Genomic DNA, 25,679 nt, shown 5'->3' on the forward strand with positions numbered 1-25,679 from the left:
CGGGGTTCCTCCTGCGATGTCGTGTCCTGCGACCAGGGCATCGGCGCGGAAGGGCGTGTTCGTTCGTTGGTCGTTGCTGCTGTTCGGCTTGGTGTGCCTGGCATTGACTGCGATGCTGATCGATGGTGGAGAGGGGATCGAGTCCGCGACCATGTCGGCGCTTGTCGGGGTCACCAGGAACCTCGCCGCAGTCGGGATGACCGTAGGTCTCATCTTCGGTGGAACTCTGCTCTGGATAAACCGCAGAAGACGACGAGCTCTGAAAAGGAACCCGTGGATAGTCTGGCGAATGAACTACATCACCGCCGGGCGTCACGAATGGGTGGAACTGCTCGACCCGAATGGTCAACCGGTCTCCACCCTGATCTTGAGCACGTGGCCGAAAGACATCGGCAAGGTCTTCGATCACAAGACATCCGAGGTGTGGTTCGCGGGGGACCCGACGAAGTACGGAGTGATTTCCCGACCCGGCGGCGGTGACCTTCGATACGCATACTTTTCACGGTCGAGACAGCCTCCGAGGTTCTCTTTCCGAGAGAATCGTGCTGGCACTCGACCCGATCCGGAGGGTTCGCCGCCACGGCCCGTTCGCGAATTCCAATTGACTCCAGACCGCGGTCGCGTGCTGATGAAGCCGGTTGGTGAGTCAGCGAGGGTGCGGCATGGTGGCTCACAAGACACTCGTTATCCGTCGCCCCGCCTGCTCCGGCGAGTCTTGGCCTTCGCACTTGATTGGGCATTACATCTCGGCATCGGGCTCGGCTCGGCGATCGCGGTCAGTCCCGAGTTTTCGATCGAGGCCGCTACCCGGTTCGATTGGAAGCATCTGGGTGTGAGTCCGATTGTCGCACTGGGGTTCTGGACGCTGGCGTCGGTAGCCGACCGCGTCGGTGTGCAGGCGATCTTCCACACGACCGTTGGCAAGGCTGTATTCGGATTGCGCGTCATCCGCCCCGACGACGGAACCTTCCCTTCGCTCGGACGATTGTTGGCCGTGTGGTTGGTAGATCTGTACTTAGTGGTGGCGTTTCCGATCGCGCTCGTCGGCAACGGCGATCTACCGGGCCCGGATAGGGTTGGGGACTACTTCCTGCCAGCCGTACGAAGCCGAGACCTGCAGCGCAAGGAAGTCTGATTGGGCTCGTGCGGCCGTGTCCCGGTCATCACCATCAGCGAGCCCGACAACAAGACCGGAAGGCCGCTGCACCGGCCAACTGGAACCGGGCACCCCCAGGTGACCTTCACGGTGAAGGCCACCTGGGATCTGGGGCTGAGTTACTGCCAGTTGGGCAGCGTCACGACCTGCGCGGCGTAGGAAAGACCCGCACCGAAGGCGATCAGCAGCGCGGTATCGCCCGGCTTCGACTCGCCCTTGCGCAGCAGCGCCTCCATGGCCAGCGGAATCGAGGCGGCCGAGGTATTTCCGGTCTCCTCGATGTCGTTGGCGAGTGCGCAGTGCTCGGGAAGCTTGAGCACCCGGGCCATGATCTCGATGATCCGGCCGTTGGCCTGGTGCGGGATCATCGCGTCCAGGTCGTCGGTGGATAGGCCCGCGCGATCGATGGCATCGCGGCAGACCTTCTCCAAAGAATGTGCCGCCCAGCGGAATACCGCCGTACCCTCCATGGCGAGGTAGGGCCGCACCGCGTCCAGGCCCTTCTCCTCGATTTCGGCGAAGAACTCCATCCAGTCCTTGTCCTGGCGGATCGCATGGTGCTGGGTGCCGTCCGAACCCCAGACCGTCGGGCCGATGCCCTGTTCCTCCGCAGGACCGACCACCACCGCGCCCGCGCCGTCGGCGAACAGGAAGGCGGTCGCGCGGTCCTTCGGATTGATGGTGTTGGTCAGCTTCTCCACGCCGATCACCAGCACATGTCCGGCGGTTCCTGCGCGCACCAGATCCGAGGCCAGCGCGAGCGCGTGACAGAAGCCAGCGCATCCGGCCGAAACATCGAATGCCGCCGTGCCGTTCATGCCCAGCTCGGTGGCGATCTGCGGCGCGGCCGCCGGAGTCAGCAAGAGATGGGTGGAGGTGGCGACGATGACACAGTCGACCTGATCGACTTCGACTCCGGCGGATTCGAGCGCGCCGCGAGAGGCCGCGACGCTCATGCTCTGAATCGTCTCCTCCTTCGAGGCGAAGCGCCGCGTTTTGATTCCGGAACGGGTGCGGATCCACTCGTCACTCGAGTCGATGGGTCCGGCCACCTCGTCGTTGGTGACGATTCGAGCGGGGCGGTAAACGCCGAGCCCGAGGATCGCCGTGTGCTCAGCCCCTGTCGTCTGGGCGATTCGAGCAGCCATGATGCGTCTCCTATGTACCTGCGGCGGCGCCGCCGGGTGCTACCCCGAAAGCAAAAAATGAGTCCCTCATCGGCCGGCCGCCTACGTCACCGTAGACATGAGGCCCCCTCATATTAGCCCGAGTCGCGCGTGTTGGGAGTGCGTATTCTCACATTTGGCGGGTATACCCTCGAAGCACGCCCTGTGCTGCGGCGCTGCCCCAACTAGTGATTCGAGGTCACCATGCTCGGACTCGGGATTATCGGGTGGATCATCATCGGAGGTCTGGCCGGCTGGATCGCCAGCAAGATCATGAAGACGGATGCCCAACAAGGCATCCTTCTCAACATCGTGGTCGGCGTGGTCGGCGGCCTACTTGGTGGATTCCTACTCAAGTTGCTCGGCGTCGACGTCGAGGGCGGTGGTCTCTGGTTCAGCTTCTTCACCTGCCTCGGTGGCGCGGTGATTCTGCTGTTCCTGGTGCGGCTGTTCACCGGCCGTAAAGCCATGCGGTGACCGCAGGGTGCCACAGGCTCGATTCCCGTAAGGTGTGAACGCTTGCGCCGACCTATCGTTGAGGGGCGCAAACCGTCTGCATCGAGCACGAAAGAGGAGCCTGTGGCACGCCGTCCCACCCCGCCCGGCACGCCCGAAACGACCGGAGTCGGCCATGTCGTCGATCTGGTCCGGGCCGCGATTCCCCCGCTGCATCCCGCCGGGCTGCCCTTCGTCGCGGCACCGCTCGCGGTGGCGGTAATCGGGGGTAAGCGCAAGTGGGTGCGCCGGACGGGGCTGTTGGCCGCCGCGGCCTGTGCGACCTTCTTCCGGCATCCGAACCGGGTGCCGCCGAACCGGGCGGGCGTGGTCGTCGCCCCGGCCGACGGCGAGATCGCGCTGGTCGATACCGCGACTCCGCCCGCCGAACTCGGCCTCGGTGACGCGCCGCTGCCGCGCGTGAGCATTTTCCTTTCGGTGCTCGACGTCCATGTGCAGCGCACGCCCATCTCCGGCACCGTGCGCACCGTGCTGCACCAGTCCGGTCAGTTCCGTTCGGCGGATCTGCCCGAGGCCAGTGCGGTGAACGAGCGCAACAGCATGGTCATCGATACCCCCGGTGGCGCGCAGCTCGTGGTCGTGCAGATCGCGGGTCTGCTGGCGCGGCGCATCGTCTGCGACGCGCAGGTCGGTGACAAACTGACCATCGGCGACACCTACGGCCTGATCCGTTTCGGGTCCCGGGTCGACACGTACTTCCCGGCGGGCACCGAACTGCTCGTCGAACCCGGACAGCGCACGATCGGGGGCGAGACCGTGCTGGCCGTACTTGCCACCGACTCATGATGGAGCAGGCCCTGCCCACACCGCAGCGAAGGCGCCGGTCCATCCGGCTGTTGCCGAGCATCGTGACAATCATGGCGCTGTGCGCCGGACTGTCCGCGGTGAAGTTCGCCTTGGACGACAGGCTCGACATTTCCTTGGCGATGGTCGGCGCGGCAGCCGTACTGGACACCCTCGACGGTCGGCTGGCCCGGATGTTGAGCGCCACCACCAAGATGGGCGCGGAACTCGATTCGCTCTCCGACGCCATCTCCTTCGGTGTCGCGCCCGGTCTGGTGATCTACATCGCGCTGCTGGACAGCAACAGCGCGGGCTGGATCATCGCGCTGGTTTTCGCGGTGAGCCTTGTGCTGCGCCTGGCCAGGTTCAACACCCTGCTCGACGACGACACTCGACCGCAGTGGGCGCGTGAGTATTTCGTCGGCGTCCCCGCACCGGCGGCGGCGTTGATCGCGCTGGTGCCGATCGGGCTGTACGTGCAGTTCGGTGACGGCTGGTGGGTCGGCTACTACGAGGTCGCCGCTTGGACGTTATTCGCGGCGGGGTTGGCGGTCAGTACGATTCCGACGCTGGCCATGAAGTCGGTATCGGTGGCGCCGCAGGCGGCGGCCGGGCTGCTGGTGCTGACCGCGCTCGCGGCGGCGCTGTTGGTTACCTACCCGATCGTGCTGCTGCTGGTGCTGGTCGCGCTCTACCTCGGGCATATCCCGTTCGCATGGCATTCGCAGCGCTGGGTGGCCGCGCGTCCGGAGACCTGGCAGCACAAGCCATCCGAACGCCGGGCCCAGCGGCGTGCGCAGCGGCGACGGCCCGCGCTGCGGCGTCCGGCGATCCGCGGGGCGAGCCGCTTGCGGCTGCGCCGTCCGGGTAAGGAACGTCCGGTAGACGATCTGCGTCACTGAGCTGTTGCCGGTTGCCAGGTATTCCTTAAGGAATCATCTAGGTCGTGCGGGAATGCTGCAGCTATGAGCGGCGTTGCGGCACTTGGTGGTTTGGGGTTCTGGGGATTCGATCTGGGTCGGGTTTTCGGTGGCGGCCGGACCATCGGATCGGCCGGCGAACTCTCGGGGGCCGGGAGGATCGCGACCGGTACCGTCATCTTCGGCGGCCGAGCACGGAAGAAGGTGGCGGTGGAACCGGACGGACTGCGCGGATTCCAGGCGCATCGCCCGCGTCTGTTCGCGCTCGCCTATCGGATGCTCGGCTCCGCGACCGAGGCCGAGGACGCGGTCCAGGAGACCTACCTGCGCTGGGATGGCACCGACCGCAGCACGATTCGTTCGGCCGAGGCCTGGCTGACCACCACGATCGTGAATCTCTGCCGCACCTGGCTGGTTTCGGCGCGGGCCCGCCGCGAGACCTATGTCGGCCCATGGTTGCCCGAGCCGGTGCCGACCGCGCGTGGTGAGCTCGGGCCGCTGGAGACGGTGGAGGAGCGCGAGCTGGTATCGCTTGCGCTGCTGACGGCATTGGAACGGTTGAGCCCGATCGAGCGGGCGGTTTTCGTCCTGCGCGAGGCGTTCGGATACGCGCACCGGGAGATCGCGGACATGCTCGCGGTATCCGAGGCCAATTCGCAGCAGATCTTCCGCCGGGCCGGTATCCGGGTGCGCGAGGGGCGGCCGCGCTTCGATGTTCCGGCCGATCAGGCCCGCGAACTGATCGAACGCTTCCTGAAGGCGGCGCGGATCGGCGATATCGAGGCGTTGGAGCGGATGCTCGCGGCCGATGTCGTCTCGACCGCGGACGGCGGCGGTCAGGTCAGCGCGGCCCGGCGGCCGATCGTCGGGGCTTCCGCGGTCGCGCGGTATGTGGCCGGACTGTTCCGCTGGGAAGTGCCGGGGATGGTGATGGCGCTGGAGGAGATCAACGGTGCGCTCGCGGTCGTCGTGCGGTTGGCGGGCGAGCCCGCACTGGTGGTCGGCGTGGACACTCTCGACGATGCGGTGACCGCGCTGCGCTTGATCGTCAATCCGGCGAAGCTGACCCATATCGGCCGGGAGTGACGCGGGTCATTATCCGAGGCTGTCAGGGATCGCGGGGCTGTCCAGTCCGAGGGGTGTCGGCCGATCGAAAGGGAGCCACATCATGACCGGACAGCATCGAATCGTCGTCCTCGGCGCCGGATACGCGGGGCTGGCGGCGGCCCGCAGGTTGGTGCCCACCGCCCGCGACGCCCACATCACCGTTGTCGATGCCCGCGCGAGCTTCGTCGAACGGGTGCGGTTGCACCAATACGGTGCGGGGCAGTCGATTCCGGAATGGGATCTGCGCGAGTTGCTCGAGCCCAAGCGAATCCACTTCGTGCAGGCCTCGGCGCAGGCGATCGAGCATAAGCGGGTGATCCTCGACGGCGCACCGGATGTCGAATACGACTCACTCATCTACGCGTTGGGCAGTACCAACGATCCGGGCGTGCAAGGAGTGGCCGAGTGCGCGTATTCGGTTGCCACACCGGAGGATTCGGAGTACCTGCGGACCAGTATTCCGGTGGGGCGGGTCGTGGTGGTCGGTGGCGGCGCCACCGGAATCGAGTTGGCCGCGGAACTGGCCGAGTCCCGTCCGGATTCGCGGGTGTTGCTGCTCGGCTCGGATGAGCCCGCCTCTTGGCTGTCCGCGCGGGCGCGCGATCATGTGCGACGGACGCTGGAGCGGCTCGGGGTCGAGATCCGTTCGGACGCAAAGGTTATCGAGGTGACGCCGGAGAGCGTCCGGTTGGCCGACGGTTCCGTGGTCGAGGCCGCCGCGACGGTGTGGACCGCCGGATTCGGGGTGCCGGAGCTGGCGCGGCGGTCCGGCCTCGCGGTGGACGGGCACGGTCGGGTGCTGACCGATGAGACATTGCGCTCGATATCGCATCCGGATGTGTACGCGGCCGGTGACGCCGCCGTGATCGCGGGTCCGGGTGGTAGAGAGCTGCGGATGGCCTGTGCGACGGCATTGCCTACCGGTAAGTACGCCGCCGATGCCGTTGTCGCCCGGCTGGCCGGTCGTGCGCCGCGTGAGCTGCGGTTCCGGTACTTCTTCCAGTGCATCAGTCTCGGTCGCCGCGATGGCGTCATCCAGTTTCTGCACGCGGACGACTCGCCGGGACGGACCGTGCTCACCGGGCGCACGGCGGCCTGGTTCAAGGAGCAGATCGTGCGCGGTGCGGCCGGAGCGGCGCGTCCCTAATTATCGTCAACTAAAGGTTGACGAAGCCTGAATCGTCAACCTATGGTTGACGTATGACAATCAACGTACGACTCGACGATCTGATCGAGGGCATCAAAAAGGCACGTCCGGACAATGTGCTCGACCAACTCTCCGATGCGGTGGTCGCGGCCGGGCATCTCGGCGAAGTGGCCGATCATCTGATCGGCCACTTCGTGGATCAGGCCCGCCGTTCCGGCGCCTCGTGGACCGATATCGGCGCGAGCATGGGCGTCACCAAACAGGCGGCGCAGAAGCGGTTCGTGCCGAAGGGGCCGGGTGACCCGGCGACCATGGATCCCAGTGCGGGCTTCGCGAAGTTCACCCCGCGCGCACGGAAAATGGTGGTGGGCTCCCAGGAGGCGGCGCGCGCCTCCGGTCATACGGAGATCGCCCTCGGACATCTGGTGCTGGCCCTGCTGTCCCAATCGGAAGGTCTCGGGGCCAGGGAGATCATCGCCCAAGGGGTAGAACTCGACGCGGTCCGGGATGCGGCAACAGCCGCGATCGACCAAAGGCCCGCCGATCCGGCGAATGTGCCCGCCCTCATTCCGTTCGGACCCGACGCCAAGAAGGTGCTGGAGCTGACCTTCCGTGAGGCACTTCGCTTGGGACACAATTACGTCGGCACCGAACATGTACTGCTCGCACTGCTCGAACAGGAGAACGGTTCCGGGATCCTGTCCGATCTCGGGGTCGACAAGGCGAAGGCCGAAGCCGATCTGGCCGAACTGCTTTCGGTGATCGCCGCCGAGAAGTCATGAACGTCCGGGCCGCGTTCGCCGCCGGACAACGTCGAATTGCCCGGATAGTCATCGGCATTCGATGCGCGCACGCGGCCAGGGCACGGCAGCGGCGGACCATCCGATCCCGTGCGATATCGGCGCGACGCGGCGCACGGATGAGCTCGGTGCGGCGTGACGGCGGCTCAGTTCTCCGGCACGTTGCGGGCGAGTTCGTCCAACCAGGCGGCGGCGGAGGCGTCGCTCGGCGCACGCCAGTCGCCGCGGGGTGAAAGCGACCCGCCGGAACCGACTTTCGGTGCATTGGGCAGGGTGGAGCGTTTGAACTGGCTGGTCTGGACGAAGCGGCGCAGGAATTCGGCGAGCCAGTGTTTGATGGTCGGCAGGTCGTAGGTGTTGCGCTGGTCGGCCGGGATCAGGTCCGGCCAGCTGCCGCGGTCGCGCTCGGACCAGGCGTGCCGGGCCAGGTAGGCGACCCGGCTCGGGCGGTAGCCGAAGCGCAGCAGGTAGTAGAGGTGGAAGTCCTGCAGTTCATAGGGGCCGACGGTGGCTTCGGAACTCTGGCCCGGGGCGGTGGAATCGTGGCTTGGCACCAGCTCCGGCGAGATCTCGGTCTGCAGGATCGATGACAGCACCCGGCTTGCCTCGGGGCCGAACTGATGGGTGTCGACCGCCCAGGCGATCAGATACTTGATCAGTGTTTTGGGGACCGAGGCGTTCACACTGTAGTGCGCCATATGGTCGCCGACGCCGAAAGTGCACCAGCCAAGGGCGAGTTCACTGAGATCGCCGGTGCCGACCACGAGTGCGTTGTGCTGGTTGGCGAGTCGGAACAGGTGCGAGGTGCGCTCGCCCGCCTGGACATTCTCGTAGGTGATGTCGTACTGCGGGATACCTTCGGCGGCAGGGTGATTCAGATCGCGCAGCATCTGGGTGGCGGATGGGCGGATATCGATCTCCTGCGCGGTCACGCCGAGCGCGTCCATCAGCGCGTGCGCGTCGGTGCGGGTCCGGGAGCTGGTCGCGAAACCGGGCATGGTGTAGGCCAGTACATTCGTGCGCGGCAGGCCGAGCCGGTCCATGGTTTTGGCCGCGACGATCAGTGCCTGCGTGGAGTCCAATCCGCCGGAGACGCCGATGACCAAACGCTGGCTGCCGGTAGCTCGTAAGCGGGTGCTCAGGCCCTCGACCTGGATGTGATGTACCTCGGCACAGCGTTCGTTGCGCGCGGCCGGATCGCTGGGAACGTAAGGGAAGCGCTGGATTTCGCGTCGCAGGGCGGCGGCGCTCGTCGGAACCGGCAACTCCACCTCGATGCGCCGCAGCCGCAGCAGACGTTCGCGGTGATCATGCACATTGTCGGCGAAACTGGTGGTCCGGATGCGATCCGCGGCCAGCCGCTGCAGATCGAGATCGGCGGTGATCAACTGGGGATGGTCGCAGAACCGCTCGCCCTCGGCGAGAAGATCGCCGTTCTCGCAGACCAGCGCCTGCCCGTCCCAGGCCATATCGGTGGTCGATTCACCGTGTCCGGCAGCCGAATACAGATAGGCGGCCAGATAGCGCGCGGAATGTGAGGTGCACAGCGCGCGCCGGTAGTCGGCCTTGCCGATGACGATATTGCTCGCCGAGAGATTGACAAGCACCGTCGCACCGGCCAGCGCGGCATACCCACTGGGCGGCAACGGCACCCAGCCGTCCTCGCAGATCTCCAGGTGGAATACGAAGCCGTCGAGATTGGTCGCGGTGAACAACAGATCGGAACCGAACGGCACCCGCTGACCCGCGATCGTGATGTGGTCGTCCAGGGTCTCGCGCGCCGCCGCGAACTGGCGCTTCTCGTAGAACTCGCGGTAGTTCGGCAGATAGCTCTTCGGCGCGGCGCCGAGCACGGTGCCGCGGCATACCGCGATCGCGCAGTTGAACAGCCGACCCTGGGTACGTACCGGCGCACCGATCAACAGCACCGTGTCGATTTCCGCGCTCGCCGCGACTACCTGCTCGATCGCCGCGCCGACCGCATCGTCGAGCGCATCCTGGTGGAACAGATCGTCGGCGGTGTAGCTGGAAAGTCCGAGTTCGGGAAAGACCGTCAGCACCACACCGTCGGCGGCCGCTTGCCGAGCGAGCTCGAGCGTCTGCTCGACATTGAACGCGGGATCGGCGACCCGGATCGGCGGCACCGCGACCGCCACTCGCGCGAACCCGTGCCGATAAAGCGAGTCGAACGGCAGTTCGGGCACGGGCGTCCCCTTTCGGGATCGTTGATCTTCCTGCACTTCGAAATTTACGCCCGCCCGCGCAGACCCCCGCCCCAGCGCGGCCATTTCGCCTTGGTCTTCGGTTCCTCCATGAGCGGTCCGCGCTCGATATCGGTGACCAACAGCGGCAGCCGTGGTGCGAGTTCGTCGAGGACGGCCTGAGTTTGCCCGCCCTGCGCGGCTCGGTACTCCGGCATGGTCAGACCGACGATCTGCAGGAACTGCACGCGCCCGTGCGGTGTATCGATGGCGCCGAGCTCCGGGTCGAGGGCGAAGGCGACGGCGTGGATATCCGAATCCGGATGGTCCGCGGCGATCGGACCGTTCGACTTGATGGTGTGGCCGGGTGCGAACCAATTCCCGGACTGGAACACGTACCTGGCCAGGTTCTGCAGGAAGTTCGCGGGCCAGACCGGCGGTTTCTCGTCGGCCGGTGTGCGCAGCAGTCGGAAGGTGAATTCGAATCCCCAGCCGGATTCGTCCGGATTATCCCATTCCTTCTCGTACAGCTCGGTCATCCCGTAGCTGATGTAGTGCCAGTGTGGGACCGGTTCGGTGCGCGGATAGGCGCTGATGCCGTCCAGCGGATCGGGCCCGCCGAGCGACCAGGGGACCCCCGTCCCCCAATGGCTGGGTGCGGTGTCGTGGTACAGCTGTTCCAACGCGGCGTCGATAGCGTTCCAGCCGGGACTTTCACTCACCTGGACACCATAAGGTCGGCGCGGACCATGCGCCGCGCCACAGGGATCGCAAGCCCTTGGCGGACAGCGATTTGCGGGTCGAGCGACCGGGTCCCGGACTGGTCGGCCTGTCGGGAAAGGGCTGATCCGGCGCACCGGTAAGCTATAGCAATGGCGGATGACATGGATTCCGACCTAGTTGCGGGGGAACGACGCGCTGATCTCGAGCGTGCGCTGACCTATGTCTCCACCGAATCGCAGCCCGACGGCAGCTACATCATCAATGGCGACCTGCCACCCGATGTCGCGCCACCGTTCATCCGGGCGATCATGCGGGTGGAGGCGGAGTTGCTGCTGAACGACGCGGAACTCGTAACGGTCGATGAGGGTGAGCCACGCACGCCCGAAGAGCGCCGGGCCGACGCGTTTGTCGCATTGATACTCCGGGTGGACGACCGCAGCTCGGCCTGAGCAGCGCGGCGGACCTTGCACTCGATACCCTTGAGTGCTAAAAAGGGCTTGGCACTCTCGACGTGTGAGTGCCAGGTCGGGACGGTGAGACCGGGTTCCATCGACACCCTCGGTCGTCCGTCGCGGGCACCGAACCTGGCCAGCGTAAATGGGGCGATCCAACCTGCGATCGTCCTGTGTGTCAGCCATATACATGTGGAGGATCTCAACGCAATGGCCAAGACAATTGCGTACGACGAAGAGGCCCGTCGCGGCCTCGAGCGGGGCCTGAACGCCCTCGCCGACGCGGTCAAGGTGACGCTGGGACCCAAGGGTCGCAACGTTGTCCTGGAGAAGAAGTGGGGCGCCCCCACGATCACCAACGATGGTGTTTCCATCGCCAAGGAGATCGAGCTGGAGGACCCGTACGAGAAGATCGGCGCCGAGCTGGTCAAGGAAGTCGCCAAGAAGACCGACGACGTCGCGGGCGACGGCACCACCACCGCCACCGTGCTGGCCCAGGCGCTCGTACGTGAGGGTCTGCGCAATGTCGCGGCCGGCGCCAACCCGCTGGGTCTGAAGCGCGGCATCGAGAAGGCCGTCGAGGCAGTCACCACCAAGCTCCTCGCGACCGCCAAGGAGATCGACACCAAGGAGCAGATCGCTGCTACCGCTGGTATCTCCGCCGGCGACTCGTCCATCGGTGAGCTGATCGCCGAGGCCATGGACAAGGTCGGCAAGGAAGGCGTCATCACCGTCGAGGAGAGCAACACCTTCGGGCTCCAGCTGGAGCTCACCGAGGGTATGCGCTTCGACAAGGGCTACATCTCGGGTTACTTCGTGACCGACCCGGAGCGTCAGGAAGCGGTCCTCGAGGATCCGTACATCCTGCTCGTCGGTTCCAAGGTTTCCACCGTCAAGGACCTGCTGCCGCTGCTGGAGAAGGTCATCCAGGCCGGTAAGCCGCTGCTGATCATCGCCGAGGACGTCGAGGGCGAGGCCCTGTCGACCCTGGTCGTGAACAAGATCCGCGGCACCTTCAAGTCCGTCGCCGTCAAGGCTCCTGGCTTCGGTGACCGTCGCAAGGCGCAGCTCGCCGATATCGCCATCCTGACCGGTGGCGAGGTCATCAGCGAAGAGGTCGGCCTCTCCCTGGAGACCGCCGGCATCGAGCTGCTCGGCCAGGCCCGCAAGGTCGTCATCACCAAGGACGAGACCACCATCGTCGAGGGCGCGGGTGACGCGGAGGCCATCAAGGGCCGCGTCGCGCAGATCCGCACCGAGATCGAGAACTCGGACTCGGACTACGACCGGGAGAAGCTGCAGGAGCGTCTGGCCAAGCTGGCCGGTGGCGTCGCCGTCATCAAGGCGGGCGCCGCGACCGAGGTCGAGCTCAAGGAGCGCAAGCACCGCATCGAGGATGCCGTGCGCAACGCCAAGGCCGCCGTCGAAGAGGGCATCGTCGCCGGTGGTGGCGTGGCCCTGCTGCAGTCGGCTCCGGCGCTGGACGACCTGAAGCTCACCGGTGACGAGGCGACCGGTGCGAACATCGTGCGTGTCGCGCTGTCGGCTCCGCTGAAGCAGATCGCCTTCAACGCGGGCCTGGAGCCCGGCGTTGTCGCCGAGAAGGTTTCGAACCTGCCGGCGGGCCACGGCCTGAACGCCGACTCGGGCGAGTACCAGGACCTGTTGGCGGCCGGTGTCGCCGACCCGGTCAAGGTCACCCGTTCGGCCCTGCAGAACGCGGCCTCCATCGCGGCCCTGTTCCTCACCACCGAGGCCGTCGTCGCCGACAAGCCGGAGAAGTCCGCCGCTCCCGCCGGTGACCCGACCGGCGGCATGGGTGGCATGGACTTCTGAGTCCAGCCTCCTGGCACCACTTCTAGACCCGAAGGCCGGGCCACCATTTGGTGGCCCGGCCTTCGGCCTATCCGAACTACGGGATTTGTCTGATGGGAGTTCGTCAGGGGCGCAATGGGTTTGCGGATGGATTGTGCGTGTTCGGTTATCGGAGGGGAGATTTCGATATCGCGGCGTTGCAGTTCGAAGGGTACGGCGATAGCGAACGGATCAAAGCTTTGTTGCTACTGATTCGGTGGAAGATGTTGGGGCGGGCGTTATTTCGATGGGACCATCGGCTGTTTTGGCGGTGCCGTTGGTCGTTGGGGTCGGGGATTCGATTTGTTGATCGGCGGTTGTCTCGGGTGCACTGTCGACCATCGGATCGGGTTCGGCGGCCGATGTGCTGGTGGGCAGTTCGGACTCCGCCGGTCCGATTGCGGCCGATTCGGCGGCGAACTCCGCGGCGGCGGCCAAGCGTAGGCGTTCGGCGAGTTCGTTGAAGATGTAGAAGTTGGGGATCTGGCCGACGGGGGTGAGCGAGACCCAGTTGCCGTCTACCTTCATGCGAACCAAACCGCTTCGGGCGTCGATCAATTGGATCTGTTCCCAGGCGTAGGCCCGGCTGCGGAAATAGAGCGCGGCCAGGTCGAGGGCGATTTCGCCGAAATGGACGGTCGCGCCGTCATCGATGGCGGCCACGGCGCGGGGGAGTTGAGCCAGGGTGACGGCAGACTGGATGGCCCTGCCCCACTCGCGCGCATCGCCGAACAGGGTGTCGTCGAATGCTGCCTCGGCGCCGTCGGGGCCCGACATCCGCAGCGAGTACTCGGTGTGCGCGGAATTCTGGAAGGGGATGACCTGCTGGCGCACTTCGGCACTGTTCCAGCGGAATCCGGCCACCTGCTCACCGGAGCGGTATACGGTCATGCCGAATTCGAATAGATCCAGCCGAGCGGTGCGGTGCCGACGATTACGCCGTCCGCGGAAGAATGCCAACGACGCTGGCACCAAGGCTATGAGACCGATCGCGAGCGCACCGGGATATGCCCCCACCGTCACGCAGATAACCCCGACTGCCGTGAACCCGCCCGCGACAATCCCGTAGCCGCGCACGAGGCTATCGCTCGCCGGCGCCGGTAGAAAGGTCTGTCGGTGCGTGCCGAGCTTCTGATATTCGGCCATCAGGTGGATCAGCTGCGACAGTGGAACCTTTTGTGGCCCGCCGGTTCCGACATCGCCATGGCTCGGAGTGGTCAATTGTCCCTCCATGAGGCGGTTTTCCTCCGCGGCGAAGCGTATGACACTCGACCGAAGGTCGCCACCCCAGCCTCGTGCCCGGTCAGTCGGCCGAGCTTACGTCATCGCGGCGGCATACCCGCGATCGGTGCGGGCGTTTCGTCGTGATTTAGATCAAGTTGTCATGTGCCGAATAAGACAAAGGCCGGTCCGCTGAACGAACCGGCCGTGCGGTGGGATCAGATTCCGTCGATCGTCAGGACGGCGAACGGCATGCTCGGGGTTCCGGGCCCCATCGGGCCGCCCCTATCGAATTGAGAAGAGACAACCAGCGTCCGATCATTGCTGCGCACCAATGTGGTGGGAATGCGCAGGGATTCATCGGTGACCGTGCGTTCCAGCTCGACGGTCGCGCCATCATCGCTGATCTTCCAGCGGGTAATGGTGTTGCTCGTATTCTGAGCCGCCCACAGCGTGCTGCCGTGCAGTTCCAGGCCGTCACCGTGTTTCAGATCGGCGCCGCGCATGCTCACCTTTCGAATCGGTTCCGGCGAATTCGGCGCGGTCGCAACGCGATACAGGTCACCGGAGTTCATATCGACGATCAGCAGATAGCGACCGGAATCGTCGGACACGATGCCGTTCAAGGTGAATGCGTCCGGCGCATGCGGGCTGATTATGGTGCTCAGATCGAATTGTGCTGTCAGATCCGCCTTTCCGCCGTGTGCCGCGGTGACCTGCTCCGGGGTGACCCGGTAGACGACCGGTCGCAGGCTGTCGGTCAGGTATGCGCTGCCGTCAGGGGTGATGGCCAGATCATTGACCAGTCTCGGCCCGGTGCCGGTGACTTCGAAGCGGGCGATCAGCGCACGGCTGCCGATGTCGTATACCGCGACTCCGGCCGTCGAATCGATAACCCACAGTCGCCCCGCCGCATCCACTTTCAGCCCATTGGCGGTCTTGCGGCCGTCGGCCCCTTCGGGCAGGAAGATTTCGGCCCGCGCGGCGCCGGGTGTTGCGCGATAGACGGCGCCGTTGGTGTATGAGCCGACGTAGGTGTCGCCGGTGCGCGGATCGACGGCGATGCCCTCCGGATAGACGCGATCACCGGGCAGTTCGTATGCGGTGCTGATGCGGGTCGTCGGTTGGCTCACGGCCTGTGTCGCGGTGCCGCAGGACGTGAGGGCGGTGCAGGCAATGGCGGTGGCGATGGTCGAGATGGTGCGGAACATGCTCATGACTCCTGATAGTCGAACATCTAGACGTGTTCAAATCCTGGAATGTGCACGAATCTATATTAGGACTCTAATCAACGTCAAGATCCTAACGAGAAGACGCGCAGTTACCATGCGGATATGACGTCCATGCACTCCTCCGAGCGCCTCGGCTCGTATCTCAAGCGCGCCGAACAGGCCCTCAACTCGGCGAAGAGCGCGGCGCTCAAACCGGTGGGCCTCACCGTTCCCCAGTACGGGGCCCTGTTGTTCCTCATCGAAAACCCGGGTATCAATGCCGCCGCACTGGCCCGGCTGTGCGGGGTGACCCCGCCGACCATGAATACGATCCTGACCAACCTCCAGGACCGCGGCCTCATCGAGCGCACCCCGCATGCCTGGCACAAGAACGTCCTGGAGACCCGTCTCACCGAAGCGGGCGCGGCGCTCGCGAAAGAGGCGGACGTGAATGCCGTGCGCGTGGAACGCGCATTGGCCGACGAATTCACCGAGGCCGAACACGCCGCGCTGCGCGAGCTGCTCACCCGCTGCGCCGATCTGCTCGATTCCATTCGCCCCGAATCCGCGCCGAAAAAATAGCTCCCGGATCGGATCGACCCGGGAGCTATTGGCGTGCGCGCGATTTCACGCCGCGACGGCTACCGCCGTTGCGGTGCGGGCCGGTCGACGCAGTGTCGCGACGCCGAGCGCGAGTGCGACGAAGCCGACCGCGGCGGAGGTCCACGGGAGCCAGTTCGCGCCCGATGAATCCAGCACCGTGCCGCCGAGCAGGGAGCCGATGCCGCTGCCGAGGTAGATGGCCGAGCCATTGAGTCCGAGTGCGACGGTCGGCGCGTCGTGCGCAATGGCGAAGAGCCGGAACTGCTGCGGGATGAGGATCGCGGATCCGAACAGGCCGGTCAGGCCGAGTACCGCGAAGACCGCCCAGTTGGCGTGGGTGGCCGGGTCGAGCAGGAGCAGGCCGATGAGGCTGCCGACGAGTCCGACGGTCAGCGTCGGTGCCGGGCCGAAGCGGTCCACTGCCCGGCCCGCCTGCGAGTTGCCGATGACCTGACCGATGCCCATGACCAGCAGCAGCCAGGCGAGGTGCCCCTGCGGCACCGATGGTGCGACGACGACCGGCAGGTAGACGATGGTCGTGTAGGCCGCGGTCATCTGCAGGGTCGTCACCAGCAGAACCCGCAGTACGGCGGGCCGGGCGAGCACGCCGACGCGATCGCGCAATCCGGTACTCGGCAACGTGACGCGCGGCAGCAGTACGACGAGGGCGGCCGCGATGGCGCCGCCGACGGCGATCGCCCAGAGCACCCCGCGCCAGCCGATCCAACGCTCCACGAATATGCCGATCGGCACGCCCGCGACCGCGGATAGCGTGATTCCGGCGGTGACGACGGAGAGTGCCCGGCCGCGGTGCGCGTCGTCGGCGACCACCCCGGCCACGGCGAAGGCATTGGCCTGGAACGCCGCCGCGCCGATCGCGGCGACGATGCGCGCCCCGGCCATCACCGAAAAGTCCTGCGCCGCAGCCTGTCCGATCATGCCGAGGACGAAAAGGATCGCACCGCCGCCCAATACCCAACGCCGGTCCCAGGATCCGGTGGCGGCCGCGATGATCGGCGAGGCGATGGCGTATGTCCAGGCGAACATGGTGGTGAGCTGGCCCGCGGTGGCCACCGAAACGTCCAGGTCGTGGGCGATGAGCGGGAGCATGCCATTGAGTACGAAGCCATCGGTACCGAGCACGAAGGTGCCGACGGCGAGTGGGATCAGGGATCGATACAGATTGTTCGATGGTTGTCGAAGCATCTTATGATGTTGGGATATAATTCGATAGTTGTCAAACGATCGGAGGATGAACGTGCGTCAGCTACCGCAGCCGAGCACCGGCGACCTGGACCTGATCCGGGTGCTCAGCGCCATCGCCGATCCGATCCGGCTGGAGCTGATCCGCGCGCTCGCCGGGGTCCGCGAGCCGCTCAGTTGCGCCATCGACAAATTCGACGTCGAAATCACCGCCGCGACCGCATCGCATCACTGGAAGGTGCTGCGCGACGCGGGTGTCACGACCACCTACGTCTCCGGCCGCAATCGGCTGGTCGAACTGCGGCGCGACGATCTGGACGAACGTTTCCCAGGCCTGCTCGACGCGATCGTCAACGGCTCGCAATCCTGATCCGATTCATTCGCCCAGCCTCGGCGTGCCGGGTGCCCGCTGGCTGCGTCCGTCGACCGGTTCAAACGCCCCAAAAGTATTGGCTTTACCGGCGGTCCGGTAGCAGGTGCACTTGGTGCGAGGACAAGCCTCGAACGTCACTCAGGGGTGGGGACAATGAACGGAATCTTTGTCGCGATCGTGATCGGTTTCCTAGTGCTGTTCGGCACGCTGACGATCATCAAGTACGCGAATCGCGACAGTCGGGGGCACCGCAACCGCCGCAGACGAAGTCGATGGGCCGCGGGCAGCGGCGGTGACAGCGGCGGCGGTTGCGGCGGTGGATCCAGCTGTGGCGGCGGCTCAGGCTGCGGTGGCGGCGGCTGTGGCGGAGGCGGTGGCGGCTGTGGCGGAGGCGGCGGCGGTTGCGGCGGTGGCAGCTGAGTCAGTTCCGTGTCGGCAGCAGACTCTCGAATGCGCTGTCCACCAACGCCCTTCGCTGCTTCTCGGTGGTCGGGAGCGTGTCGGGGGAGACGCGGGCCAGTTGATTGAAACCGTGGTAAATGCTCACGGCGACAACCGCTCTGGTCCGCGCCTGCCCGGCGGTCAGCCCCAATTCGTGTAGCAATTCCGCGACGTATTGGATGCGCCGATCCGCGACTCGGCGCAAAGTCGCGGCGACCGACGGCTGGTCAGCGGAGGCCAGTAGCGCCAATTCGATGCGTCCGGTGGCCGCGTAATCGATGACCTGGGCGAAGAGTCGATGCAACCGCTCGGCCGGGTCGGTCTCGACGGCGATCTCGGCGATCACATCGTCGGTGCTGCGCTGCTCCCAACGCGCCAGCGCCGCATCGATGAGGGCCGCACGGTCCTTGAAATGCCAGTAGAAGCTGCCCTTGGTGGTGCCGAGCCGCTTGGCGATGGGTTCGACGGCCACTGCCGCCAAGCCGCCCTCCGCCAGCGCGTTCAGGGCGGCCTGTGCCCAATCGTCGGCGCTGAGCCGTGCCTTCGCATCCCCTTGTGCCATTGCCGTACGCTATCGTATGGTCATTCCATACGCTGCCGTATGGAGTGCCGGAGGAATGCGATGCCGACTTATGAGATTCCCGAACGGGCCACCCTGGCGCGCTCGTCCCGGACCGATTGGGATTACGTCGATTCCTACGAAATAACGCTACCGCCCGGCGCTCCTATCGATCCTCGGGAATGGACGCGAAAGATATTCTTCGGCAAGCCTTTTCCCGATCGCGAAAGTGACGAGCACGAGCATGTGACCGCCGATGAGACGGCGGTTCTCGACTTCGTCGTTTCGGTTCTGGTCGAGCACGGAACGGTCACCATCACGTCGCTGGTCAAGTATCGAAATCGCTGGGGTCGAAGGTATTTCGCCGTCGTGCGCCCATTCCACCGTCGGCTCGTGCCGTGGATGCTCGCGCGCGCGGCCCGCGGTTTCGTCCGCTGACCCGCCGTATCGAACGGATGCGGCGACGGCTCCGTTCGACGGTCGTAGGCTGAACCCATGTCTGGCGACATACGCGGTGTGCTCTACGACATCGACGGCGTGCTGGTGACTTCCTGGCACGAGATCGACGGTGCGGTCGACGCCGTGCGTCGTGTGCGTGAAAGTGGTTTGCGTCGAAGGTTTCTCACCAATACCACCTCCCGCACCTGCGCCGAGATCGCCGAGCGGCTGTGCGACGCCGGATTCGATGTCGATACCGCGGAGATCGTCACCGCCGCCCGGCTCACCGGCGAATATGTGGGCCGCCACTACCCGGATGCGGCAGTCTGGGTGCTCAATCACGGCGATATCGAGGCCGACCTCGCCGAGCTCACTCTCGACGACGAACACCCCGACGTCATCGTAATCGGCGGCGCCGGTGCGGAATTCACCCATGCCGCGCTGAGCCGGGTGGCCGAGCTGATGCTGGACGGTATACCGGTCGTCGCGATGCACAGCGGCCTGACCTGGGCCACCGACACCGGGCTTCGCATCGACGCGGGCGCGTACCTGCCGGGTCTGGAGGCGGCGGGCAATGCCGAGATCGCGGTGGTCGGCAAGCCCGCGGCGGCCGGATTCCACACCTGCGCGGACCTTATGGGCCTCGATCCGGCCGAGGTGCTGATGATCGGCGACGATCTGCAATCGGATGTGCTCGCCGCCCAACAGGTCGGTATGACCGGAGTTCTGGTGCGCACCGGCAAATTCCGGGCCGCCGTTCTGGCGGCGGCATCGACCGCACCGGATCACGTCATCGATTCAGTGGCGGAACTGCCCGCGCTGTTGAAAGTCCGGCCGAAAGAATAATTATAAAAAAAGTCCTTCAAAACACTTTCGGCGTGCCGAACCTCTCGGTATCCTCCGTTGCGGCAAACAGTCAGTGACGACCATCGTGGTGGCAACTAGATCGGAGAGCGGTAGCCGGCAAGCGCAATAGCAACCGAGCGGCCAACTTTCGGCTAACGCCTATTCCGCCGAAGGTTGAGACGAACGGCCCGATCCATGACGAGGGGATCGGGCCCTTCGGTATTGTCTGCCCCAATGTCACAGGATGCGAATACGGGACGAATGTATGCCGGGCAACCCGTAGAGGACCGGCAACGTCAGCGGCGTGCGCGTTTTCTGGAATCGGGCCTTACGGTCTTTGCACGCGACGGCTACGCCAATAGTTCGGTCGGCGCTATCTGTAAGGACGCCGGACTCTCCTCGAGGCAGTTCTATGAGGAGTTCACCGGCCGCGAGTCTCTCCTACTCGAGCTCTACGAGCAGATCGATAAGGAATCGCGCGAAGCGGTGACCGCCGCCCTCGAGAAGAAATCCGATGCGACCGCGCTGGAGATCATCGATGCCGCGGTGCGCGCCTACGTCCAATCCATCGGCTCCGATCCGCGCAAGGCGCGGGTGGCGCTGGTAGAGGTCGTCGGCGCCGGCCCGAAGGTGGAGAAGTTCCGGCTGGAGCTGCGCCGCGTCTGGGGTTCGCTACTCGCCAGCGCCGCCGAGGATGCCGCCCTACACGGCGAAATCCCAACGGGCGACTACGAGATGCGGGTGCTTGCCATCATCGGCGCGGTCAACTACGTGGTGGATTCCTGGAGCGGTTCGGATCCGCGCCCGCCACTAGACGACGTGATCCGGGTGCTCAGCCGAGTGATCATGGGTGCGGTCGGCGCGTAGTTCCGGCACCCGTCGGCTAGCGTGCGCTCATGGAGACGGTCCCCATCCAGATGCCGGACGGCACCACCGTGCCGGTGCGGCTGTTCCCGGCGACCGGTGCGCATCGGCATCCGGTGCGCCCCGATGCGCCGCGTCCGGTGGTGGTGATGGTGCCCGGCCTCGGTGTCCCGGCCGGGTACTACGAACTGTTCGCCCAGGAGTTGGCCGCGCGTGGTTTCGATGTCGCGATCGGTGAGCTGCGCGGCGTGGGTGACAGTCGTCCGCGTCCGAGCGCCGCGAGCACCTTCGGCTACCACGAACTGGTCTCGGTCGACTTCCCGGCGATCTTCTCGGTGGTGCGTGACCGGTTCCCGGACAGCACCCCGTATCTGCTCGGCCACAGCATGGGCGGCCAGCTCGCGGTGCTGTACGCGTCGCGGATCCGCGGCCGCTTGGGCGGTCTGATCCTGATCGCCTCCGGCACCCCGTATCACCGTGGGTTCCGGGGCATTTCGGGGCCGGGCATGCTGGTGGGCACCGCGGCCATGTCGCTGACGGCCAATCTGACCGGCTTCTGGCCCGGCGACCGGATCTCGCTGGGCGGCTTCGGACGCCAGTCGAAGGTACTGCTGTCGGACTGGGCCCGCCTGGCCCGCACCGGCCGCTTCGTGCCGGTCGACGCGGACATCGACTACGAGGAGCGGATCTCCAGACTGAAGCTCCCGGTGCTATCCATAACCATCACCGGCGACGACATCGCCCCGACCAGTTCGGCCGCCCACCTCCTGGCCAAGATGCCCAACGCCGAGGTGACCACCTGGCTGCACCCCCAACCATTGGGACACAACGGTTGGATCCGTCGATACAGCAGCACGGTCGATCAAATCGAGAAGTGGCTACGGGACCGCTGATCCCTTGATGGTGCCTGTCAGCTCGGCGCTCATCGACCCCGGGCACGGCCAGCGCCGCGCGGGACCCAGCGTTCCATCGAACCTAGTCGAATGGTGGTCGCACACAGCGAATTCGACCGCCGTATCACTACGCTCGGCGAGCGGCCGGAGGCAGATGGCGCAGCAAAGCGATCTGGATGCGGGGCTACGCTTGTGACCGTGGCGAATGAGCAACGGCGGCAACTGCATCTGGATCTTCTGGAATGCCGGAAGGCGTTGGTGGACAGCGATTTCGAGAGTCTTCTGCCGAGGCGGCGCTGAATCAAGTGCCCGCCCCGGCCGACGGTGCTAAGAATGGTCGGCGATTTCGCCGAGGTGCTTGCCGAAGCCGTCGAGCATTGCGGTGAGGCCGATTTCGAAGTGGTCGGTGTCGGCGGTGGCGTCGGCGGCTGCGGCGAGGTTGTTGTAGTCGGGGGCGTTCGGAGCGGGCTTGCGGCTGCGCTGTGCCGCGACGGCGGCCACCGTTTGGCTGAGGATGTGCCCGACCACGTATTCGCGTAGGCAGCGGGCGAACTGTAAGGCCACGGCGGATGTAAAGCCAACGCCCTGTAGGCGTTCCAGCATCCAGTTCCCGGTCTCTATCGCTGCGGCGCTGCGGACCGGCCGTGTGGCGAAGATCGGCACCGCGTTCGGATGTCGCCGAAGGGTGGACCGCAGTCGATGCGCATAAGCGCTCATCAGCTCCGGCCAATCCTCTTGCCACGGTAGGTTTTCCATATCCAGTTCGTCGAATATCGCCTCGGCGATGCCGTCGAACAGGTCCTGCTGATCGGCGAAATGCCGATAGGCGGCCATCGGGTCCGCGCCGAGGGCCGTACCCAATTTCCGCATGGTGAAGCCGTCGAGTCCCGCCGTGTCGATGACGGTCAACGCCACTCCGGCGATGTAATCACGATTCAGCGTGATCCGGGTGGTCGGCTGCCTGCGCCCACCGGTTCGACTCATAGCGAGGTCCTTCGGTCGGCAGATCGCAATGCTCACTCACCCATCTCGTCGAACAGTTCGATGAGCCGATCGACGAATGCGTCCGGTTGCAGCTGATACGGCACATGTCCGCCGGGGAATTCCACACAGTCCCGGCCGAGTTCGTCGGCCAGTGTATGGGTGGCGACGTAGTACGGCTTACCGACGCTCTCGCGGCCGGTCGCGAGCCGCCACGGCACCTCGACCTTCCGGAGGGCGGCCAGGTCCGGGTGGTAGTCGAAGCAGAAGACGGGCAGTTCCTGGCGGAGCAGCAGGTCGGCATTGTTCAGTTGGCGGGTCATGGTCGAGGGCTGAGTTCGGGTGATCCGGCGGAGTGCGGCTCCGATCGCGAGCGATACGCGACTCGCACCGGCCAGCAGAGTTTGTCCCAGACTCGACCGGAGGATCCATGGCACATTCGGCATGGTCAGAACGCCGAATGCCGCGAACGCCCGCATCGGACTCTTTGCAACGGCGAGTGCGCCTATGTCGGCGATCTCCTGCCGCGCAGGGCTTTCGACGGGCAGCAGCTGGACCAGCGGCGGTTCGTGCACGACCGCGTTGATGAGCCGATCTGCATGTGCGGCAAGCAGTTCGAGTGTGATGATCGCGGCACCGCTGCTGCCGAAGACATGGGCACGCTCGATCGCGTAGGCGTCGAGGACCGCGATGACATCCGCGGCCTGCGTCGCGACATCGATCGTGGCGTGTGGCTCGGTGAGTGGGCTGCGCGAATTGCCGCGCCGGTCGAAGGTGATCACGCGGAAACTGTCGGCCAGCAGCGGCACGACAGCTTCGTACATTCCGGCATCACCGCCGCCTCCGGAAATGAGGACCAGGTCCGGCCCGGTTCCGGCCGCTTCGGTATGCAGTCGCGCGCCAGCGGTTTCGACGATTCGTACGACGGTTTCGGCCACTACAGCTCCTTGTCTACGACGTAGACCGAGTCTACATCGTAGACATACCGCTGCAAGGAGACGGCCCGGTGCAGACTGCACCGGGCCGGTTGGACGTAACTACCGTTCCATCAACATCTGAGTGAAGAATTCGTAGATGAGGGCGGCTTGGAAGGCGGACTGTTTGTTGTCGGCTGCGCCGCCGTGGCCGCCTTCGATGTTCTCGTGGTACCAGATGGTGTGGCCTTGTTCTTCCAGCAACGCCGCCATCTTGCGGGCGTGGCCCGGGTGGACTCGGTCGTCGCGGGTGGAGGTGGTCAGCAGGATCGGCGGGTAGGACGCGTCGGCGCGGACGTTCTGGTAGGGCGAGTACTTGCTGATGTACTCCCATTCCTCGGGCTTGTCCGGGTCGCCGTATTCGGCCATCCACGACGCACCGGCCAGCAGCAGGTGATACCGCTGCATATCCAGCAGCGGGACCTGGCAGACGATGGCGCCGAACAGTTCCGGGTAGCGGGTCAGCATGACGCCCATGAGCAGGCCGCCATTGCTACCGCCGACCGCACCCAGTTGTTCGTGCGTGGTGATGCCGCGGGCCACCAGATCCTTGGCGATCGAGGAGAAGTCCTCATAGACCTTGTGCCGGTTGGCCTTCTGCACCGAGGTGTGCCACTGCGGGCCGTATTCGCCGCCGCCGCGGATATTGGTCATCACCCAGGTGCCGCCGCGTTCCAGCCAGCCCATGCCGGAGGCGCCGCTGTAGGCCGGGGTGCGGGATACCTCGAAGCCGCCGTAGCCGGACATCACCGTCGGACCGGGGGTGCCCTGGCGGTCGCGGTGGCGGATCACGAAGTACGGCACCATGGTTCCGTCATCGGAGCGCGCGAAGAACTGCTCGGTCTCGATGCCGTCGGCGTCGAAGAAGCCGGGTTCCTGTTTGAGCTGCTCGGTCCGGCCGCCGACCGCGCTGGCGAGCAGCGTGGCGGGCGTGGTGAATCCGCTTGTGGTCAGCATGAATTCGTCGCCGCCCTCGAGCGGGTCCAGATTCATCACGCTGGTGGTCGCCATCGGCGGGGTGTCGGCGAGCGGCTCCTTGTGCCAGCCGTCCGGACCGGGCGTGAGGACGTAGAGCTTGGTCTGCACATCCTCCAGGGTGATCAGCAGCAGATGGTTCTCGGTCCAGCCGTAGCCGTGCAGCGAGGTGTGCTCGTCGGGGGTGAAGATCACCTCGAATTCCCGTGCACCGGAAAGGAATTTCTCGAAGTCGAGGGCCAGCAGCGCACCGGCGGGGTAGGTCTTGTCGCCGATCTCCCATGGCGACTTCAGTCGCACCAGGAACCAATCCTTGTACCAGGACTCGCTGGCGTCGGTCGGCACATCGAGATGCCGCAGGCTGCCGTCGTTTTCGAGCAGGTACACCTCTTCGTTGAAGAAGTCGGTGGCGCGACCGACGAAATGCCGTTCATAGCCGGGTGTCCGGTCGTAGCCTGCCGAGACCGCGACATCGCCTGCCTCGCCCTCGAATACCGTTTCGGCCTCGGCGAGCGGGGTGCCGCGCCGCCAGCGCTTGGCGATGCGCGGATAGCCGGAATCGGTGAGTGAACCCGGCCCGAAATCGGTACCGACATACACCGAGTCGATATCGATCCAGCGGATCTCGGACTTCGCCTCGGGCAGGAAGTAACCACCGTCGGCGGGGTCGATGAATTCCCTTGTCTCGATATCGAATTCGCGCACGACCTTGGCATCGGCGCCGCCGCGGGACAGGCTGATGAGCGCGCGCGACTGTTCCGGCCGCAGCACGGCGGCACCGCCCCATACCCAGTTCTCGCCCTCGGCGGTGCCGAGTGCGTCCAGGTCGATCAGCACATCCCAGTCCGGCGCTTCCTTGGCGTATTCGGCGAAGGTGGTGCGCCGCCACAGCCCGCGCGGGTGTTCGGCGTCGCGCCAGAAGTTGTAGAGCCAGCGGCCGCGCCGACCCGGGTAGGCGATCTTGGTATCGGTGTCGAGCATGTCCAGGATGCGACGCTCGAGCTCGGTGAACCGATCGGAGCTGGCGAAACGCTCGACAACCACCTCGTTGTGCGCGCGGGCGAAGTCGAGGGCCCGCTCATCGGTTACTTCTTCGAGCCACAGGTAAGGATCGGTCACAGTTTGCTCAACGCCCGTCATGTCCACATTGTTGCCGAGAGGCATTAAAGGTGAGATATCACTCGGTGAATCGGGCAATTCGGGCGGCCTGTTACCGGTTGCTCGACATCGAATCAAAGCGTGACGTACGTACCGGTCGGATCAGTAGGATCG

The 25,679-nt window shown here is 65.5% G+C and carries 25 protein-coding genes; 15 read left to right on the plus strand and 10 right to left on the minus strand.

Annotated features, from left to right (window positions below):
* Positions 1 to 73 precede the first annotated feature (73 nt).
* Positions 74 to 1,135, plus strand: coding sequence for an RDD family protein (locus ACQP1T_RS03625; protein ID WP_433758537.1), 1,062 nt, complete (start codon positions 74 to 76; stop codon positions 1,133 to 1,135).
* Positions 1,136 to 1,275: 140 nt separating this feature from the next.
* Here the strand turns inward: ACQP1T_RS03625 and ACQP1T_RS03630 are convergent, their stop codons facing one another.
* Positions 1,276 to 2,304, minus strand: a complete 1,029-nt coding sequence (locus ACQP1T_RS03630) for a beta-ketoacyl-ACP synthase III (protein ID WP_433758538.1) — start codon at positions 2,302 to 2,304, stop codon at positions 1,276 to 1,278.
* Positions 2,305 to 2,526: 222 nt separating this feature from the next.
* On the opposite strand from ACQP1T_RS03630, the gene ACQP1T_RS03635 reads away from it, so the two are divergent.
* The 6 genes from ACQP1T_RS03635 (at position 2,527) to ACQP1T_RS03660 (ending at position 7,577) form a co-directional block, all read left to right on the plus strand.
* Positions 2,527 to 2,799, plus strand: a complete 273-nt coding sequence (locus ACQP1T_RS03635) for a GlsB/YeaQ/YmgE family stress response membrane protein (protein ID WP_062983414.1) — start codon at positions 2,527 to 2,529, stop codon at positions 2,797 to 2,799.
* A gap of 102 nt (positions 2,800 to 2,901) precedes the next feature.
* Positions 2,902 to 3,624, plus strand: a complete 723-nt coding sequence (locus ACQP1T_RS03640) for a phosphatidylserine decarboxylase (RefSeq protein WP_062983415.1) — start codon at positions 2,902 to 2,904, stop codon at positions 3,622 to 3,624.
* Positions 3,621 to 4,523, plus strand: coding sequence for a CDP-alcohol phosphatidyltransferase family protein (locus ACQP1T_RS03645; protein ID WP_433758539.1), 903 nt, complete (start codon positions 3,621 to 3,623; stop codon positions 4,521 to 4,523). The genes ACQP1T_RS03640 and ACQP1T_RS03645 overlap by 4 nt, the downstream gene beginning before the upstream one ends.
* Before the next feature lie 63 nt (positions 4,524 to 4,586).
* The gene (locus ACQP1T_RS03650; protein ID WP_433758540.1) at positions 4,587 to 5,627 is read left to right on the plus strand and encodes an RNA polymerase sigma-70 factor; all 1,041 of its coding nucleotides are present in this window, start codon (positions 4,587 to 4,589) and stop codon (positions 5,625 to 5,627) included.
* Positions 5,628 to 5,709: 82 nt separating this feature from the next.
* The gene (locus ACQP1T_RS03655) at positions 5,710 to 6,795 is read left to right on the plus strand and encodes an NAD(P)/FAD-dependent oxidoreductase (protein WP_433758541.1); all 1,086 of its coding nucleotides are present in this window, start codon (positions 5,710 to 5,712) and stop codon (positions 6,793 to 6,795) included.
* Positions 6,796 to 6,848: 53 nt separating this feature from the next.
* Complete coding sequence (locus ACQP1T_RS03660; RefSeq protein WP_433758542.1) at positions 6,849 to 7,577, plus strand: Clp protease N-terminal domain-containing protein; 729 nt, start codon at positions 6,849 to 6,851, stop codon at positions 7,575 to 7,577.
* Positions 7,578 to 7,741: 164 nt separating this feature from the next.
* Here the strand turns inward: ACQP1T_RS03660 and ACQP1T_RS03665 are convergent, their stop codons facing one another.
* Together ACQP1T_RS03665 and ACQP1T_RS03670 are read right to left on the minus strand one after the other, a co-directional pair.
* Entirely contained in the window at positions 7,742 to 9,799 is a 2,058-nt protein-coding gene (locus ACQP1T_RS03665; RefSeq protein WP_433758543.1) for an NAD(+) synthase, read from the minus strand.
* Positions 9,800 to 9,843: 44 nt separating this feature from the next.
* The gene (locus ACQP1T_RS03670; RefSeq protein ID WP_433758544.1) at positions 9,844 to 10,518 is read right to left on the minus strand and encodes a suppressor of fused domain protein; all 675 of its coding nucleotides are present in this window, start codon (positions 10,516 to 10,518) and stop codon (positions 9,844 to 9,846) included.
* Positions 10,519 to 10,668: 150 nt separating this feature from the next.
* Here ACQP1T_RS03670 and ACQP1T_RS03675 point away from each other — a divergent pair, with 150 nt between their 5' ends.
* Entirely contained in the window at positions 10,669 to 10,968 is a 300-nt protein-coding gene (locus ACQP1T_RS03675) for a DUF222 domain-containing protein (protein WP_040696580.1), read from the plus strand.
* 213 nt (positions 10,969 to 11,181) lie between these two features.
* Entirely contained in the window at positions 11,182 to 12,807 is a 1,626-nt protein-coding gene (gene groL / locus ACQP1T_RS03680) for a chaperonin GroEL (protein ID WP_433758545.1), read from the plus strand.
* A 210-nt stretch (positions 12,808 to 13,017) separates the two neighbouring features.
* Here groL and ACQP1T_RS03685 read toward each other — a convergent pair whose 3' ends face one another.
* Positions 13,018 to 14,046, minus strand: coding sequence for a DUF6585 family protein (locus ACQP1T_RS03685; RefSeq protein WP_433758546.1), 1,029 nt, complete (start codon positions 14,044 to 14,046; stop codon positions 13,018 to 13,020).
* 218 nt (positions 14,047 to 14,264) lie between these two features.
* A complete protein-coding gene (locus tag ACQP1T_RS03690) occupies positions 14,265 to 15,263 on the minus strand; it encodes an SMP-30/gluconolactonase/LRE family protein (RefSeq protein ID WP_433758547.1) in 999 nt (332 codons plus the stop codon).
* A gap of 117 nt (positions 15,264 to 15,380) precedes the next feature.
* Here ACQP1T_RS03690 and ACQP1T_RS03695 point away from each other — a divergent pair, with 117 nt between their 5' ends.
* Positions 15,381 to 15,839, plus strand: a complete 459-nt coding sequence (locus ACQP1T_RS03695; protein ID WP_433758548.1) for a MarR family winged helix-turn-helix transcriptional regulator — start codon at positions 15,381 to 15,383, stop codon at positions 15,837 to 15,839.
* A gap of 45 nt (positions 15,840 to 15,884) precedes the next feature.
* Here the strand turns inward: ACQP1T_RS03695 and ACQP1T_RS03700 are convergent, their stop codons facing one another.
* Entirely contained in the window at positions 15,885 to 17,066 is a 1,182-nt protein-coding gene (locus tag ACQP1T_RS03700; RefSeq protein WP_433758549.1) for an MFS transporter, read from the minus strand.
* Positions 17,067 to 17,112: 46 nt separating this feature from the next.
* Here ACQP1T_RS03700 and ACQP1T_RS03705 point away from each other — a divergent pair, with 46 nt between their 5' ends.
* Entirely contained in the window at positions 17,113 to 17,433 is a 321-nt protein-coding gene (locus ACQP1T_RS03705) for an ArsR/SmtB family transcription factor (protein WP_433758550.1), read from the plus strand.
* A gap of 424 nt (positions 17,434 to 17,857) precedes the next feature.
* Here the strand turns inward: ACQP1T_RS03705 and ACQP1T_RS03710 are convergent, their stop codons facing one another.
* Positions 17,858 to 18,439 (minus strand): TetR/AcrR family transcriptional regulator, encoded by a 582-nt coding sequence (locus tag ACQP1T_RS03710; protein WP_433758551.1) that lies wholly within the window; start codon positions 18,437 to 18,439, stop codon positions 17,858 to 17,860.
* Positions 18,440 to 18,499: 60 nt separating this feature from the next.
* Here ACQP1T_RS03710 and ACQP1T_RS03715 point away from each other — a divergent pair, with 60 nt between their 5' ends.
* From ACQP1T_RS03715 to ACQP1T_RS03730, 4 genes are all read left to right on the plus strand, one after another.
* Complete coding sequence (locus ACQP1T_RS03715; protein WP_433758552.1) at positions 18,500 to 18,874, plus strand: DUF2867 domain-containing protein; 375 nt, start codon at positions 18,500 to 18,502, stop codon at positions 18,872 to 18,874.
* A gap of 57 nt (positions 18,875 to 18,931) precedes the next feature.
* Positions 18,932 to 19,720, plus strand: a complete 789-nt coding sequence (locus ACQP1T_RS03720; protein ID WP_433758553.1) for an HAD-IIA family hydrolase — start codon at positions 18,932 to 18,934, stop codon at positions 19,718 to 19,720.
* A gap of 234 nt (positions 19,721 to 19,954) precedes the next feature.
* Positions 19,955 to 20,587: a TetR/AcrR family transcriptional regulator gene (locus ACQP1T_RS03725; RefSeq protein WP_433758554.1), complete on the plus strand. Its 633-nt coding sequence runs from the start codon at positions 19,955 to 19,957 to the stop codon at positions 20,585 to 20,587.
* 29 nt (positions 20,588 to 20,616) lie between these two features.
* On the plus strand, positions 20,617 to 21,477 hold the full coding sequence (locus ACQP1T_RS03730; RefSeq protein WP_433758555.1) for an alpha/beta hydrolase family protein: 861 nt from the start codon (positions 20,617 to 20,619) through the stop codon (positions 21,475 to 21,477).
* 327 nt (positions 21,478 to 21,804) lie between these two features.
* On the opposite strand, the gene ACQP1T_RS03735 is transcribed toward ACQP1T_RS03730, so the two are convergent.
* From ACQP1T_RS03735 to ACQP1T_RS03745, 3 genes are all read right to left on the minus strand, one after another.
* A complete protein-coding gene (locus ACQP1T_RS03735) occupies positions 21,805 to 22,461 on the minus strand; it encodes a TetR/AcrR family transcriptional regulator (RefSeq protein ID WP_433758556.1) in 657 nt (218 codons plus the stop codon).
* A gap of 32 nt (positions 22,462 to 22,493) precedes the next feature.
* Positions 22,494 to 23,396 carry an alpha/beta fold hydrolase gene (locus tag ACQP1T_RS03740; RefSeq protein WP_433758557.1) on the minus strand — a complete coding sequence of 301 codons (903 nt, stop codon included), beginning with the start codon at positions 23,394 to 23,396 and terminating at the stop codon, positions 22,494 to 22,496.
* A gap of 99 nt (positions 23,397 to 23,495) precedes the next feature.
* A complete protein-coding gene (locus tag ACQP1T_RS03745; protein WP_433758558.1) occupies positions 23,496 to 25,547 on the minus strand; it encodes a prolyl oligopeptidase family serine peptidase in 2,052 nt (683 codons plus the stop codon).
* Positions 25,548 to 25,679: the final 132 nt, after the last annotated feature.

Source organism: Nocardia sp. CA-135398 (assembly GCF_050955845.1).
GTDB lineage: Bacteria > Actinomycetota > Actinomycetes > Mycobacteriales > Mycobacteriaceae > Nocardia.

Bases quoted from the DNA above. Each gene is read 5' to 3' on its own strand.
- ACQP1T_RS03630 (WP_433758538.1), bottom strand. From the start codon at position 2,304: ATGGCTGCTCGAATCGCCCAGACGACAGGGGCTGAGCACACGGCGATC.
- ACQP1T_RS03635 (WP_062983414.1), top strand. From the start codon at position 2,527: ATGCTCGGACTCGGGATTATCGGGTGGATCATCATCGGAGGTCTGGCC.
- ACQP1T_RS03645 (WP_433758539.1), top strand. From the start codon at position 3,621: ATGATGGAGCAGGCCCTGCCCACACCGCAGCGAAGGCGCCGGTCCATC.
- ACQP1T_RS03650 (WP_433758540.1), top strand. From the start codon at position 4,587: ATGAGCGGCGTTGCGGCACTTGGTGGTTTGGGGTTCTGGGGATTCGAT.
- ACQP1T_RS03655 (WP_433758541.1), top strand. From the start codon at position 5,710: ATGACCGGACAGCATCGAATCGTCGTCCTCGGCGCCGGATACGCGGGG.
- ACQP1T_RS03660 (WP_433758542.1), top strand. From the start codon at position 6,849: ATGACAATCAACGTACGACTCGACGATCTGATCGAGGGCATCAAAAAG.
- ACQP1T_RS03675 (WP_040696580.1), top strand. From the start codon at position 10,669: ATGGCGGATGACATGGATTCCGACCTAGTTGCGGGGGAACGACGCGCT.
- groL (WP_433758545.1), top strand. From the start codon at position 11,182: ATGGCCAAGACAATTGCGTACGACGAAGAGGCCCGTCGCGGCCTCGAG.
- ACQP1T_RS03690 (WP_433758547.1), bottom strand. From the start codon at position 15,263: ATGAGCATGTTCCGCACCATCTCGACCATCGCCACCGCCATTGCCTGC.
- ACQP1T_RS03695 (WP_433758548.1), top strand. From the start codon at position 15,381: ATGACGTCCATGCACTCCTCCGAGCGCCTCGGCTCGTATCTCAAGCGC.
- ACQP1T_RS03700 (WP_433758549.1), bottom strand. From the start codon at position 17,066: ATGCTTCGACAACCATCGAACAATCTGTATCGATCCCTGATCCCACTC.
- ACQP1T_RS03705 (WP_433758550.1), top strand. From the start codon at position 17,113: ATGAACGTGCGTCAGCTACCGCAGCCGAGCACCGGCGACCTGGACCTG.
- ACQP1T_RS03710 (WP_433758551.1), bottom strand. From the start codon at position 18,439: ATGGCACAAGGGGATGCGAAGGCACGGCTCAGCGCCGACGATTGGGCA.
- ACQP1T_RS03715 (WP_433758552.1), top strand. From the start codon at position 18,500: ATGCCGACTTATGAGATTCCCGAACGGGCCACCCTGGCGCGCTCGTCC.
- ACQP1T_RS03720 (WP_433758553.1), top strand. From the start codon at position 18,932: ATGTCTGGCGACATACGCGGTGTGCTCTACGACATCGACGGCGTGCTG.
- ACQP1T_RS03725 (WP_433758554.1), top strand. From the start codon at position 19,955: ATGTCACAGGATGCGAATACGGGACGAATGTATGCCGGGCAACCCGTA.
- ACQP1T_RS03730 (WP_433758555.1), top strand. From the start codon at position 20,617: ATGGAGACGGTCCCCATCCAGATGCCGGACGGCACCACCGTGCCGGTG.
- ACQP1T_RS03735 (WP_433758556.1), bottom strand. From the start codon at position 22,461: ATGAGTCGAACCGGTGGGCGCAGGCAGCCGACCACCCGGATCACGCTG.
- ACQP1T_RS03745 (WP_433758558.1), bottom strand. From the start codon at position 25,547: ATGACGGGCGTTGAGCAAACTGTGACCGATCCTTACCTGTGGCTCGAA.